Raw genomic sequence first — 14,813 nt, 5'->3', positions numbered from 1 at the left:
TAATCTGGTGGTTTAGGGTTAAGTGGTTGATATTCAACATCTAAAATGTTTGGTATATACTGTGCATAGCTTGTGCCGAAATTGAATTGTTATGCTGAAGAATTATTTCATCACGTCTTATAGGAACTTACTCAGAAATAAGGTTTACGCTTTTCTGAATGTATTTGGTTTAACACTGGGTATAAGCTGTTTTTGTCTCATTATGCTTTATGTAGAAAATGAGTTGAGCTATGATCAATTTCACAGCGAAAACTTCTATCGTTTTCTATATGAAGAGCAAACTGGCGATGGTGAAACCAGAAAATTCGGGATTATCAGTGTTAAAACTTTGGAAGAGTTTCCTGAGAAAATAGCTGGTATTGAAGATGTTCTACTGGCTAGAAACCATGGTGCAGGTCCATTGCTAGTGGCTTATAAAGACGTTAGATTTAAAACCAGAGACCTTTTCTTTACTGAAGCAGATTTCTTCGACTACTTCAACTTTAAGTTGCTTCAGGGGAATCCGGCTACAGCTTTAGCTGGTCCAAACGATGTGGTTATTACCGAAAGCATGGCTAAAAAGATTTTTGGGGATGCTAACCCGATGGGTGAAACAATTAAGTTTTCAGGTACTATGGGTTTTACACTTCAGGTAACTGGTGTAGTAGAAGACCCAAAGAACTCTCATGTAGACTTTGAATTTCTGGTAAACTTTGAGGTGAGAGATGAAATTAACGACTATCTCGTTATGCGTGAGGGGTTTGCTGGTTCGGTTTATGGTTACTTTAAACTAGCTCCAAATACTGACCCAGATGACGCTTCTAAACTTATTAAACAGCATTACCTAGACTACTATAAAGACAGACCCGATGTAGTAGAAGCATTGGCAAGAGAGAATTATGAGTTTCAGTCTATTCAAGACATTTATTTCAACTCGAATGATGTGTCATTCGATGAAGGCTTTAATAAAGGGAACAAGCAGAATATCTTGATTTTAGGAGTAATTGGAGCCTTTGTATTGCTAATAGCATGCATGAATTATATTAATGCGGCTACGGCAAAAGCTGCTACAAGAAGCAAAGAAATTGGAGTGAGAAAGGTGTTCGGAGCTTTCAAAAAGCAACTGATTGTCCAGTTTTTAGGTGAAGCCTTCTTGGTGTCTTTTGTGGCCGTTGTTCTATCTGTTTTGGTAACAGACTTAACCCTGCCTGCTTTCGAAAACCTAATGGAAACAGAGTTGAGATTTTCTTTAATCAATAATCCGTTGTTCCTCAAAATGTTGGTGTCAGTTTTAGTAGGGGTTACACTACTTTCTGGACTTTATCCTGCCTTGGTGTTGAGTCGTTTTAGACCATCAGAGTCACTCAGGAGTCAAAATGCAAAAGGCTTTCTGAGAGGTGCTGGCCTAAGAAACTTCCTTGTTGGCATTCAACTTTTCTTCACTTTGGTGTTGGTGAGTTCAGTATTGCTGATAGTGCAACAGTCGAGATTCATTAACAGCAAAGACCTTGGCTTTAGTAAAGATGATATTCTAATTATACCCAACAATTCTCCCAAAGTAGGTGCTCAGCTGGCTACATTTAAAAGCGAGCTTTTAAAGAGTCCGTACATTCTTGGAGCCACAACTGGTGTAGATGTACTTGGTTTTGAAACCACCAATAATTCTGGCCCTGTTCTTTTAGAAGGCCAGAGCTATAAAGATGCTCCGGTTGCCACATTCTTTACTGTAGGTGATGAATTTATTCAGCTGCAGGAGTTAGAACTGATTAATGGAAGAACTTTCAACCCTTACCTTAAGAGTGATACGGCATCTATTGTAGTGAACGAGGCATTTGTTAGAGCTAATGGATTAGAAGACATTGTTGGTAAAAAGGCAAGGCTTTGGGGAGCAGATGGCGTTCCTGTTTCAATTATCGGTGTAGTGAAAGACTTCAACTTTAAGTCGCTTCGCTCTAAGGTATCGCCTGCTATTTTTATGCTCAACTCAAGAATGAATTGGTTTTGGACACTTAAGGTAGACCCAACCCATAAAGCCGAAGCCGTGAATCATGCTAGGACTGTTTGGGACAAAGTTGAGCCAGAGTATCCTATGGGATATTGGTTTTTAGAAGATAACCTACAAGCTTATTACGCTAAGGAAAAGCGTTTGGAAAGTGCCATCAAAACGTTCTCGGTAATCTGTTTGGTTATTTCCTGCTTAGGATTGTATGGCATGACAACCTTTACAATTGAAAGAAGAATTAAAGAAATAGGCATCAGAAAGGTGCTTGGTGCAGGAGTAAATCAATTGGTTTGGGTGGTCAACAGTAAGTTTGTTTGGCTGTTTGTCATTGCCTTTTTGGTATCGGTTCCACTGGTTTATTATGCCATAGATCAGTGGTTGGAAGGCTTTGCCTACCACATAAATATTGGAGCTACCAGCTTTTTGTTAGCAGGGGCTCTGGTCTTGGTCATTATTTTATTAACTGTTAGTGTGCAGGCTGTAAAAGCAGCTTGGTCTAATCCGGCAAGTACACTTAGGGCAGAATAGGTCATTATGCTTTCTCTTCTACGAGAAGCAACTAAACTCAACAACAATGCTTAAAAATTATTTTAAAGTTGCATTTAGAACCCTTTGGAAGAATAAGGGCTATGCTTTCATTAACATTATCGGTCTGGCTATTGGCATTTCTGGTGCCACACTGTTTCTCACTTTTGTGAAAGACGAACTCAGCTTTGACAAAATGCATACTAACTATGATAGAATTGTTAGACCAATCACTATTCAAACCAATGTAGAACCAAGTAGACACTATGGGGCTAACCCCATGGTGTTGGCTACTACTATGGAAGAGCAGCTACCTGAAGTGGAGAATCAGGTGACACTCTATCGCTATGGTAACCAAATTAATTATACCATCGATGGTCAGAATTATTCCGACCGTGATTTCTTTTTTTCTACACCAGAATTGTTAGAGGTTTTCGATTTTGAGTTGGTGAGAGGTGATGAGGAAACTGCTTTAGTAGAGCCTAAATCGGTTATTATTTCTGAATCTAAAGCCATGGCCTTGTTTGGTTCGCTAGATGCACTTGGCGAGGTAATTCAGACCCAAGGAGGCGATGTTAAAGTCACAGGGATTTTAAAAGATATTCCCGATAACTCGCATCTATTTGCTGATATGTTCTTTAGTGAATTGTTGCCCCCTCAGCTCATGGAAACTATTAGGTCTTGGACTGCTTTTGAGTTTTCGAGCTCTTATTTATTGCTTTCGCCAGATGCAGATTTAGAAGCTCTAAAGCAGAAGACGCTAGATTTAGCTCAGTCTAATTTGCCACCAACCGTGGCGGCCTTCGTCTCATTCGATTTACAGCCTCTGGCCGATATTCATTTCAATTCTGCAGAGATTGAGTCTGATATTGCCAGATTTAAAAGCGACAGAACTTACATTACCATATTCATATTTATCTCCATATTTCTAGTGGTGATTGCGGCCGTTAATTATATGAATTTGGCTACCTCTAAGGCCGTTTTCAGAGCTAAAGAAATTGGAATTAGAAAGGTTGTTGGAGCAGATAGAAGGCAGTTAATTACTCAAATTCTCACGGAATCTCTGATCATAGCATTCATAGGTCTGTTTATTTCTGTAGCACTTACTGACATTGCTATGCCATTTTTCAATCAGCTGACAGGTAGAAATTATGATTTCAGCTGGATGGCTTTATTGAATTACCTAGATATTCTACTTGGACTAACTTTGGTTATTGGTCTTATTTCTGGCATTTACCCTGCACTGTTTATGACAGGCTTCAAGACTGTGAATATTCTAAAAGGAGAGCAGGTTAAAGGTGGAGCCTTCAACATTCGAAAAGCCTTAGTGGTGTTTCAGTTTGTGCTTTCTACTGTACTGATTATTTCAACCTTGGTGGTTTCTAATCAGATGAGCTTTATCAGAAATAAAAACTTAGGCTTTAATGAAGACAACCTATTAGTTATTGATATTAATAATGGAGCAGTACGACCTGTCTTCAAAACCATGAAGAATGAATTTGCTCAAATACCAGGGGTTGAAAAAGTGGCTGTAACATCTAGAGTGCCAGGCGAATGGAAGAATATAAATCGGGTGGGGGTAAATACAATAGACCCTGCTGGAGTATTGGTAGATTCTACAGAAGCCTACTACATGAGCTTCGATCCAGATGCCTTTAGCACCTTCGAGATAAAGCTAACGGCAGGGGAGAACTTTACTGGTAATGACGCCTCAGATAGCACCAAAATTATGCTTAATCAGAGTGCGGTAGAAATGCTCAATCTGGATGATCCTGTGGGCAAATCACTAGAGCTTTCCCTCAATGCAGGTAGAGGTAAATATACTGTGGTTGGTGTAATGGAAGATTTCAATTTTCAATCGCTTCACACTAAAATTGAACCCTTGATTGTGGGGGCATGGAATAATCGTGCTTCAGTGATAGATTACTTCGTGCTTAAGGTGAATAGTTCTAATATGCAAGAAGTTATCGAGGCGGCAAGAGTAGTTCACGAACAGTTTGATACCAGAACTGTAATGGAACATCATTTCTTAGATGAGCAATTAGAGATTTTCTATGAATCTGACAGGCAGGCTAGTGTTATTTTTAAGGTGGGTGCTGCACTAAGTATATTTATTGCTTGTCTTGGACTTTTTGGACTGGCATCGTTCACTATTCAGAAAAGAGTGAAAGAACTGGGAATTAGAAAAGTACTTGGAGCTAGCGAATGGAAGATTTTCATGCTCCTATCAGGTGCTTTCACTAAGCAGATTTTACTCGCATTTTTGATCGCTTCGCCTATAGCTTATTGGATCATGAACAACTGGTTGCAAAACTTTCAATATAGAGTAGGTTTAGGCTTTGGTGTGTTTTTAATAGCTGGCTTAGGTACACTTTTGGTAGCAATGCTTACCGTCAGTTACAGAGCAATTAGAGCAGCTAATTCTAACCCAGTCAATTCACTCAGAAGTGAGTAGATTAGCCTAGTACGTCATGAAATCAGAAAGGCGGTCTCAAAAGCTAAGATCTTCGTCATTCCCAGCTTGACTGGGAATCCCTTAATGGCCTTTGTAGCTACTTTTCGGAGATTCCCGATCGGAGTCGGGAATGACAGTTAACTTTTAAGACAGCCTCTTTTCGTTTAAGCTTGGTTTAAAAGGTGTATAGGCATATATTGAAACTGAAATCAATAAACACAAACATGTCTAAAACCATTAAGACTCCTGGAGTCTATATCAAAGAGGTAAACGCATTTCCTAACTCAGTTCAAGAAGTACCAACGGCTATTCCAGCGTTTATAGGTTATACCTCCAGAACAGAGTATGAAGGTAAATCATACCTAAACAGGCCAGTGAAGGTTTGTTCACTGATGGAGTTTTTAACTTTTTTCGGCTATGCAGACCAAAATGCTACTCAGCATAAACCAATGTACTATGTGTCTGAATTGGAAAAAGAGGCAGAAAATGGCCAATCCCATTACATTCAAGGCAAAGACTACGCTATAGAGCCAGACCCTGCTACTATATACTATTTATATAACAGTATTCAATTGTTTTACCAGAATGGAGGCGGTGAGGCCTATATCGTTTCTGTAGGTTCTTATGGAAAACCATCTGGTAAAGCCAAGGCACTAGGGGCTCCATTAGAAAACCCGAATGTTAAGCTTTCAGAGCTCTTAAATGGACTTAGTGCCTTACAAAAAGAACCAGAGGTTACTATGTATGTAGTGCCAGAAGCTACCTTGTTGAATAAGGTAGATAATAGCACACTCATGCAGACCATGCTTAAACAGAATATGGAAGTGCGGACAGCAGTTTCCATTTTAGATGTTAAAGGTGGAGAAGCCCCAGATCCTAAACTGTACACAGAAGACATTGAAAGTTTTAGAACTGCTGTTGGCACCAATGGGCTTAGTTATGGTGCGGTCTATTATCCTTTCTTAATCACCACGGTGACGGCAGAGAATCAAGTAAGTTACCACAATGTCAATAATGGCGATTTAGAGTTCTTAACAAACTTTGTAAGCAACTCGGGAAGCCCAAATGCACAAGCGTTACAGATTATAAATACACTCAAGAATCATCCAGATGAGGAAGAAGCTCAAATAAGCAGTATGTTAAGTAGCATCTGTTTGCCATATAGGCAATTGATGAAAATAGTAGTTGAGAAAATCAATACGCTTCCACCTAGTGGCGCTATGGCAGGCGTTTATACCAATGTAGACAACAACAGCGGAGTCTGGAAAGCTCCGGCCAATGTTGCAGTGATGAGTACTAGCGCTCTTACTTTAAATATTAGCGAATCGATGCAAGCGGATCTCAATGTAGATGCCTTGACAGGAAAGTCTATCAATGCTATTCGTGCATTCATGGGGCGGGGAGTTTTAGTTTGGGGAGCTCGAACTCTAGACGGAAATAGCCCAGACTGGAGGTATATCAATGTAAGAAGGACAATCACTATGATTGAGCAGTCAATAAAATTAGCAATGAAAGCCTACATTTTTGAACTGAATGATGCAAACACATGGATTGCTATTAAAAGCATGATTAGTAGCTTTCTATATAACATTTGGAAACAAGGGGCACTTCAAGGGGCAAAATCGGATGATGCTTTTTCGATAAGTGTTGGTCTTGGAAGCTCAATAACTGCTGAAGACATAATGAATGGCACCTTAAGGGTAATTGTAAAATTGGCGGTTGTTCTCCCTGCGGAATACATAGTTATAAGCCTAGAACAGCAACAACAATCGTCTTAAAGTATGAGCAGTAATAGTTCAGCGAATAGCAAGGGATGGCCAATGCCGAATTACAGGTTTAGGGTAGACTGGGGAGATATTGTGCAGAATATCTTGTTTCAAGAAGTATCAGGCCTGGATTCTGAGACTCAGTTGATAGAGTATAGAAAAGGCGATAGCCCTGACTTTGGTCCAGTGAAAATGCCAGGAATTGCCAAGTATGGAAACGTTACTTTAAAGAGAGGTGTCTTCTTGAACTCAGGTTCATTTTGGAAATTATACGATGAGCTTAAATTGAATACAATCAAAAGACGAACAGTAACTATTAAACTCATAGATGAAATTGGGAAAGTAGTCATTACTTGGACTCTTATAAATGCGTGGCCTACTAAAATTTCTTCGACAGACCTAAAGTCTGACGGTAATGAAGTTGGCATAGATTCGATAGAATTAGCCTATCAGGAACTAGCCTTTTCTAATCAGGCGGATAGATGACAGTCTTTTTTAGCTTGTATTCCTTCTAAACTGGCAATTGTTGGCAACGTACTAGACAGTTCACTTCAGTATTTAAACAGTTCAATCCTTTCTTTCAGTTAACAGGTGTTAATTAGTTGTACATAAGTGAAAGAAATATTTCTTTTATATTTGTGTAACTAATGTTGCGCTAATATGAAAGGAACATATCTCGGAGAATTTGAAGAACTGGTTTTGCTCACGGTAGGAGCATTATATCCAGAGGCCTATGGAGTGGCCATTATGGATGATATTAAAAGTGAAACTGGTAGGTCAGTAAATATTTCTGCCATTCATTCTGCTATGCGAAGGCTAGAAGATAAAGGCTTTGTAAAGAGCTTTATGGGTGGAGCCACTAACGAAAGAGGTGGCAGACGCAAACGTTACTTCGAATTAACCAGCTACGGTAAAAAAGCATTAGACGATGCACAGTCTATGCGTGCAAAGCTTTACAACAGAATTCCTGATATCTCATTCGGTCAATCTTGAGTATTAACAGGAAAATATCACCTCCCAGACTCGCCAGACGCTTCTTACAGCTTTACTGCAAAAGCGAGTTCTTAGAAGAAATTGAAGGCGATGTATTCGAACTCTTCGAAAGAAGGGTAGAGGAAAGTCCGGCAAAGGCTAAGCTGCTTTTCCATTGGGATGTGCTCAGGTTTTTTCGCCTTTCGAACATTAAACAAATCAAAAAGTCAAACTCAAATTTCATTCAAATGACAAGAAACAATTTCAAAATTGCGGCTAGGGTGCTTTGGAAGCAGAAAACCAATACCGTTCTTAATGTAGGTAGTATAGCCATAGGAATGGCCTGCTTTATTCTCATCTCGCTTTATGTTAAGCAGGAAGTTAGCTTTGATAAGTTCCACGAAAATGGAGATAGAATCTATCGTACATGGTCTGAAGAAGACTATGGAGAGGGACAGCGGTTTTTCTACACTTCTTCTCCTTTACCGCTTGCACCAACCTTAGAAGAGAACATTCCAGAGGTAGAAGCCATAACCTTGGTAGACTATGGAAACTATTTGGTTGGTGAGGGTGAGAATAGGTTGAATGAACGTATTGCAATGGTCAGCAATAACTTCTTCGATGTGTTCTCATTCGAACTGATAAAGGGTAATCAGGCCAATGCGCTAGGCAGAAATGACATTGTACTTACGGAGTCATATGCCTTAAAATACTTTGGTTCTGATGAGCCGGTGGGAAAGACGCTTACCGTTCAGTTAGGGTCTGAAAAGGTGAATTACAACGTTTCAGCGATTATTCCTGATATGCCTAAGAATACAGGCTTTCAGATGAATATGATTGTATCGAATGAAGATATGGAACGGTTCTACAGCGCAAGAGCTCAGCAGGCATGGTTCAATATAGGCCCTGAGACATTTGTTTTGTTGAAGGAAAACACCGCTCAAGACGCAGTAGAATCGAAGTTTCCTGCAATGATTAATTCTGTTTTGGGCGATGATATCGAGGAGGGACAGTATGTACTTGGTCTTCAACCGTTAGAGGATATTCACCTAAACCCAGATTTTCCAGCATCCGCTTATCCTGTCGGAAACCCCAATTATGTATACGTTTTGGCTACCATAGGGCTATTGGTGCTCATTATGGCATGTATTAATTATACCACTCTTTCAACTGGTCAATCTATTAGACGAGCCAAGGAGGTTGGTATTAGAAAGGTAGTTGGTGCTCAAAAAGGAGGCTTAATTTGGCAGTATTTGTCCGAAAGTATTCTAATTACAGCTTGTGCAACCCTAGTAGGAATCGGTTTAGCTTACGCGCTTTTACCAACTTTCAACCACTTGGCAGGAACCCAAATAGAGATTCCAGTAGATGCGCAAAGCATTGCCGTTTATGGTCTAATTGTTCTTTTTGTCGGAATTGCTACGGGTATTTACCCTGCCTTTGTGCTCTCAAACCTTAAACTTATAGCCATAATTCGTGGAGGTTCTTCGGGTGGAAGAGGAGTAGGTGTGCTTCGCAAAGCGCTGATTGTGTTTCAGTTGCTGCTGACCATTTTCCTGATCTCTGGCTCTTTAGTTATGAAACAACAGTTGAATTTTCTTCAAAATTCTGATGTGGGCTATGAGAAAGAGGCTATGGTTTACCTAAACATGTATCCTAAAGATGGAAGTGAGGGCATTTTTCGACAGATCGATTCTGGATTTGAGAATGCAGAAATCATCAAAGCGAAGCTAAGCCAATACCCTGAGGTAACCGATTTAGGGGCAACAATGCATATTTTCGGAACACCTGGGTGGACAACCATGGGTTTCAGAGACCTCAATGATCAATTCCGTCAGTTTCACTTGGTATTAACCGACCCATATTTCATTTCTGGTTTTGGAATAGAGATGGTTGCTGGTAGAGATTTCGACCCGAATTTGGAGATTGATAAACGAGAATCTATTCTTATCAATGAGTCTGCTGCAGAGTATTTCTTTGGAACGGAAGATCCCGTTGGCAAAAAGTTACCAGGTGAAGAGTTTGGGAAACATACTATTATTGGGGTTACTAAAGATTTCAATTTTCAGTCATTACATACCCAAGTTGAGCCACTTGTTATTTCTCAAAATAGTGAGCCAATTACCCAAGGTATCAGCGATTTGACCTTCGATAGTTACCCCATTCCGAAAGTGTTTTTTAAATATAAAGGTGAGAGTTTGTTAGGCGTTCAAGCGCTTCTGGAGAATGTTTGGGCCGAGACTTTTCCGAATGAAGAGCTCGTTTTTGACTTTGTAGATGAGCGTTTGAAGTTGATGTATGAAGACGAAGCTAGGGTGAATAAAATCGCGGGAATTGCCACCATAATCAGTGTTCTTATTGCTTCCTTTGGTTTGTTAGGACTTACTATTTTGGTCGTCAATACCAAGGTTAAAGAAATTGGAATACGCAAAGTTCTTGGTGCTTCGCCAATGACAATCATGAATATTCTTGTTCGTCAGTTTGGTATTCAGTTATTACTAGCATTCGTTATTTCTATTCCGATAACCTGGTATATCATGAATCAGTGGTTAAGCGATTTTGCCTATAGAATAGATGTGGGAATTGTGGTTTTCCTTATCAGCGGATTGCTATCATTTTTATTGATGCTAATGGTAATCGCATATCATGCCATCAGAGCTTCACGAATTAATCCTGTCAAAGCATTGAGGGTAGAGTAGCTATAAGAGGGCTATAGTGTCTTTAGGTTTCTTTGAAAAAGGATGTCATCTCTTTCTTTGCAAAAGATATGAAGATGACATCCTTTAATAATTGAGTCACTACTTCGCTTAAATGCTTAAACAGCTTTTCTCTTATTTGAATCGGTGTTGAGAACCTTCAGATTACCACAAAATTCAATAGTATTCATTTTGGATCTCCGCAAGACTGTTAAACGGTCCTATTTGGACTCTACAGGCCAAATTCCTAATTGACCAATCACCTAATGTCCTAATTAACCCTAACTACTTTGTTATCTGCTATAGCAAAAACCGCATCGGTTTTATCAATATTGATTTTAGCAGTGCCTGTAAAGTTGCCAAAGGCCGGGAGGAGTCCATTTTTTTTACCGAAGTAGAAACAAGGTAAGCGCAATGATTGCCTGCCTTTACCAGTAAGACGCACTGCGGGGTGGATATGCCCTGCCAGGTTATATAGTTCAGTTTCTTCAGGAATGTGAGTTAGGTCGAAAGGGTGGAGACTGAGTTTTTCCATTACCTCTAGGTTGGAGATTCTATAGCTACTTTCGTCTAAGACATCGTGATTGCCCAATACTAATTTAAATGGCAAAGGCGCTTTAGATTTGATCCATCGTTTGAAGACTTCCCAGCCTTGGTTATGATCCGAGTGGAATAGGTCGCCTAGAAAGATCACTTGCTGAGGCTTGAACTTGGCAATGAGTTTATCCAGAATTAGGATGTCTTTAGAATGAATTAAGTCAGAGATAGGAATGCCTGACTTGCGGAAGTGCCCCGCTTTTCCCAAATGAAGGTCGGCCAAGATGAGGTAGTTTTTTTCTTCCCAAAAAATACCTTTTTCAGGAAGAAGATGAAGTGTTTGGCCAAGTAGCTGATGGGTAGACATATAATATTGACTCCATTGATTTATAGATCAATCTGCCAAAAATAGTTGAAGATAACTTATGTGTTTCCCTTCAGCTCGCAAAAATCACTGCCAATAGTCTGGTTTTTCAAGCCCGCCACTTCTGGTACAATTAACGCAAAGTTTATGTGCGAATAGCTTCTCTCCAGTACCTTCTACGTAATCATAGAGTTCATAAAGACCTCTTATTGCAATTTCGGAACCTCTCATTTCTTCAGCAACATCTGTTGCTTCATAGAAGTCTGGTACTGATCCTTCAAATTGAATTGACCAATACTTCTCACAGGTTCGGTCTAAATATGGAACTACCTCAGGGTCGAAATCCAGAGGGTCAATGAAGATTCTTTTACTGGTTGCTCCAGATACTTCAAAATAACCTAAAACTTTCTCGTTAGGGTTATCTATACTCACCATGTTACCTATTACTGCCCCTTGTTGTTTGTCGAATAGGCTGCCATTCGACTCGTTGAAGAGCTCAATTTTTCTATAGTAACTGTAGGCTTCTGGAGTAATTGCTCTTTGTACAATTTCTAGACTATAGGCTGTTGTCAGGTCGAATAATGATGCAGGAGCGAAATTAATGTCTAGTTCTTTAATTTGTCCATTACTTATAGTTGAGGTTGCCAAAATGAGTTGACTAGAGTTTTGTTCTCTATAGCACTCTCTCACATCTTTGTTATAGGGAACTATGGAAGGAGATGAGTTTCTTTGGTAATCGTAGCGCTTAATGTAAGGCACTATAATTTGATGAGCATCATTCCATTCATAGCGGTAAAACTGACTTCCATTACTTGCATCATCTACATCTATAAAAAACTGTACTCCAGGAACTGGATCTGTGGCTAAATCTGCTTCTTCTACACCTAAACGGTTGTAGATGCGGCTGATCTCAGGAGCCTCTTCTAATTGCTCAAATGTAGATTGGTACCTTTTTCCTTCATTAGTTACAATAAAAAGCGCGTAACTTTTACCAAGTGTACCTCCAAAATCATTAGGCGACTCATAAGTACCTGCATTTCGCTCAGTGAAGTTCACTACATCGCCATCTTCACTTTCTACCCAAACCGAGGCTCCGCTTAATGCAGTAGATTCACTTTGAGATTCTTGATCAACTGGAGAGGTATAGAACAACCGCACCTGGTGAGCTTTAGTAATATTGGATATGTTGGCGTCTACAACTAGGAGTTTTTCGTAAGAAAACGATTCTGTTTCTATTTCTTCTACACAAGCAACCAGAGCAAAGGAAGCTAAGGCTAGAAGGAAAATTTTCAATGACTTATGCACGTTAATCTTATTCATTATCGAGCTCGTTTACGGTAAATGTATTGATGATTGAAACAGGTTCTCCATTGGTGGTGAATCCTTCGATGTACATTCTATACTCACCTGCAATTCCAGAGGTTTGAAACTGTATAGGTACGGTTTCATTTTTATTCACTTTGTAGTCTGGTAGCCAGAGCAATTGTATTCTAGAATCTGGTACTCTATCTTCTGAATTAAAAGAATTATATGAAGTTTTCGGAGCTGGTTGTGGAGAGAGTAACTCAAACACCATGTGATTTCTATCGAACTGAAAACCACCTAAGTTGCCTTCCAATGTTTGAAAGCTCAATACTCCATCTGCTACTAATGAACCTAGAAAATAGCGTCTATTAAATATATCTACACTTTTAATTCGATATGGGCTAAACTCCAAAATTTCATTCATTGGTACCGGAACGCCATCAAGGAACACCATTGGGTCTGTCTCAAAGGTGAAGCCTTCGTCTAAGCTATAGAGTACAAATCTTTTTTCGCCTTTCCTTTCTCTAACACCAGCAACTTGAATGTATTCTGCGAAATGTTCTTTAAGTGTTTTAAAACGAGTATAATCATCAAACTCGTAGTGTGCATTAAAATAAGGGATAGTAGGAGGTACATTATTTTTAACAGCAATAGTATCCGTAATAGGAGTAAAATAGGCATTCTCTATCTGGCTTATTATACTTCTCTCCTTAATGTCCGAGTAATATGTTGAATCTATAATTAGAGGTTCAAAATCTAAGCTGTGATTGTTGATGAAATTTTCTTCTATTTCCACAGTATAAGATTGCTCAAAGTCTGGTATTGTTAAGTGTGCAGGTGTCATTGAACCTCTATGCACGGTTTCGTACTCAAGTACAAATCTGCCTTTTTCGTCAGTTCGCGCAATGGCCATATTCATATCATTCTCACCTGTAAGGCTTAGAATTACATGCTTATTCTGAACAGAAATTGCAGGGTCTTCTGCCTTTAAAGTACCTTCTAAAAGTTGGTATCTATATTCGGGAAGTAGGCCTACCTTCTCAGGTAAAGGTTGCTCTTCGATAGCACTGAAAACTGATGTGTTTTGTAACTCTTGTAAACCATTAGCCACGTGATTCTGGTCTGCAACTGCATGTTGACGTGGCTTTTCAGATGAGAAGGCTTTTCTAATACTAATACTATAATTGCCAGCAGGTAAATATTGATCTATAGTTGCTAAGCTTTGAGTAGTAAAGGCATTATTAATTCTCTTTTCAGAAACCTCAACATTGAATAAAGGAGATCTGAACTGCTCTCTACCACTTGCATCTTTAAAAACAACGGTGAACACATCTTTTGGGAGATCATCTCTTTGAACTCTTACTGGTGATCTAGTTTCTATCTTCCTCTCAACTATTGATTTGCCTTGGTGGTAAATAGTTAGAGTACCATTTTGGACAGCTCCTACAGGTTGAAGAAGCATTACTCTTTCCTCATGGGTAATGTTAAGGCCAATTCCGTTTAAAACTGGTTTAGGCAAATCAAAGAAGTTGAAGCCATCACCTTGGCCTTCTACCAAAAGTTGTAGAGACTCGTTCTCATTAGGGCTTATCTCAAACCAACCAAATCCCTGATTATCAGTAGATACCTCTTCAATAGTTCCATCTTGATTTATAACTCTTGCCTCTATAGCTACTGGCTTTCCACCTTTACTAGCTTTTAAGATTACCTTATTGGTAACATTTGCTACAATCTGACCAGAGGTTGTTCCAAATTCTACATTAAGTTTCTCATTGGTAATCTGTGGGTTGATATAGTCTTTATATGGGTTGATAATAGAGATTTCAGACTTAGATACATCATTAAAATTCTGCATCCAGCGAGTGTAAGCCACCAGAAAATAAGATCCGGTTTCAATATCTGATGGAATGAAAAACTCACCATAGGCTTTTCCCTCAATCAATTGATGCTTTCTTTGAAAGATTACCCCATTTTCTCCAATCAATTCTACATACACATATTTGCTGAGGTGAGAGATTTTGTTGTTCGTATAGCTAATGCTAGATGTGGCATATTGAAGGGTTTCACCAACCAGCAAGTCGTGTGTGTTTAAGTTGATGAAGACCTTCTCACGAACATTGTCAGTCTGCGAAAAACTGGTTTGAATTGCACTGAAAAAGATAACAAGTGCAATTATAAAGTTTTGGCTGTTTTGAGTGTAAAGCTTCATCTC

9 protein-coding genes are annotated in these 14,813 nt (G+C 39.3%); 6 read left to right on the top strand and 3 right to left on the bottom strand.

Annotated elements, in window-relative coordinates; translation table 11 throughout:
* Positions 1–91: 91 nt before the first annotated feature.
* The 6 genes from T7867_RS17390 to T7867_RS17365 all read left to right on the top strand — a co-directional run bounded on the left by T7867_RS17390 (position 92) and on the right by T7867_RS17365 (position 10,398).
* Positions 92–2,509 (top strand): ABC transporter permease, encoded by a 2,418-nt coding sequence (locus T7867_RS17390; RefSeq protein WP_084375677.1) that lies wholly within the window; start codon positions 92–94, stop codon positions 2,507–2,509.
* Positions 2,510–2,555: 46 nt separating this feature from the next.
* Positions 2,556–4,961 carry an ABC transporter permease gene (locus T7867_RS17385; protein ID WP_068221565.1) on the top strand — a complete coding sequence of 802 codons (2,406 nt, stop codon included), beginning with the start codon at positions 2,556–2,558 and terminating at the stop codon, positions 4,959–4,961.
* Between the two features lie 224 nt (positions 4,962–5,185).
* Positions 5,186–6,739, top strand: coding sequence for a phage tail sheath family protein (locus tag T7867_RS17380; RefSeq protein WP_068221567.1), 1,554 nt, complete (start codon positions 5,186–5,188; stop codon positions 6,737–6,739).
* A 3-nt stretch (positions 6,740–6,742) separates the two neighbouring features.
* Entirely contained in the window at positions 6,743–7,213 is a 471-nt protein-coding gene (locus tag T7867_RS17375) for a phage tail protein (protein WP_068221569.1), read from the top strand.
* A 174-nt stretch (positions 7,214–7,387) separates the two neighbouring features.
* Positions 7,388–7,720, top strand: coding sequence for a PadR family transcriptional regulator (locus tag T7867_RS17370; protein ID WP_068221571.1), 333 nt, complete (start codon positions 7,388–7,390; stop codon positions 7,718–7,720).
* On the top strand, positions 7,717–10,398 hold the full coding sequence (locus T7867_RS17365) for an ABC transporter permease (protein WP_068221573.1): 2,682 nt from the start codon (positions 7,717–7,719) through the stop codon (positions 10,396–10,398). Before T7867_RS17370 ends, T7867_RS17365 begins: the two co-directional genes overlap by 4 nt.
* A 268-nt stretch (positions 10,399–10,666) precedes the next feature.
* Here T7867_RS17365 and pdeM read toward each other — a convergent pair whose 3' ends face one another.
* The 3 genes from pdeM to T7867_RS17350 form a co-directional block, all read right to left on the bottom strand.
* Positions 10,667–11,299, bottom strand: coding sequence for a ligase-associated DNA damage response endonuclease PdeM (pdeM, locus tag T7867_RS17360; RefSeq protein ID WP_068221575.1), 633 nt, complete (start codon positions 11,297–11,299; stop codon positions 10,667–10,669).
* A gap of 84 nt (positions 11,300–11,383) precedes the next feature.
* Positions 11,384–12,616: a DUF4249 domain-containing protein gene (locus tag T7867_RS17355; RefSeq protein ID WP_068221577.1), complete on the bottom strand. Its 1,233-nt coding sequence runs from the start codon at positions 12,614–12,616 to the stop codon at positions 11,384–11,386.
* On the bottom strand, positions 12,609–14,810 hold the full coding sequence (locus T7867_RS17350; RefSeq protein WP_157717640.1) for a hypothetical protein: 2,202 nt from the start codon (positions 14,808–14,810) through the stop codon (positions 12,609–12,611). Before T7867_RS17350 ends, T7867_RS17355 begins: the two co-directional genes overlap by 8 nt.
* Positions 14,811–14,813: the final 3 nt, after the last annotated feature.

Origin of the sequence: Roseivirga spongicola (assembly GCF_034376045.1) — a bacterium.
GTDB lineage: Bacteria > Bacteroidota > Bacteroidia > Cytophagales > Cyclobacteriaceae > Roseivirga > Roseivirga spongicola.
This window is presented reverse-complemented; position numbering and strand designations above follow the sequence as displayed.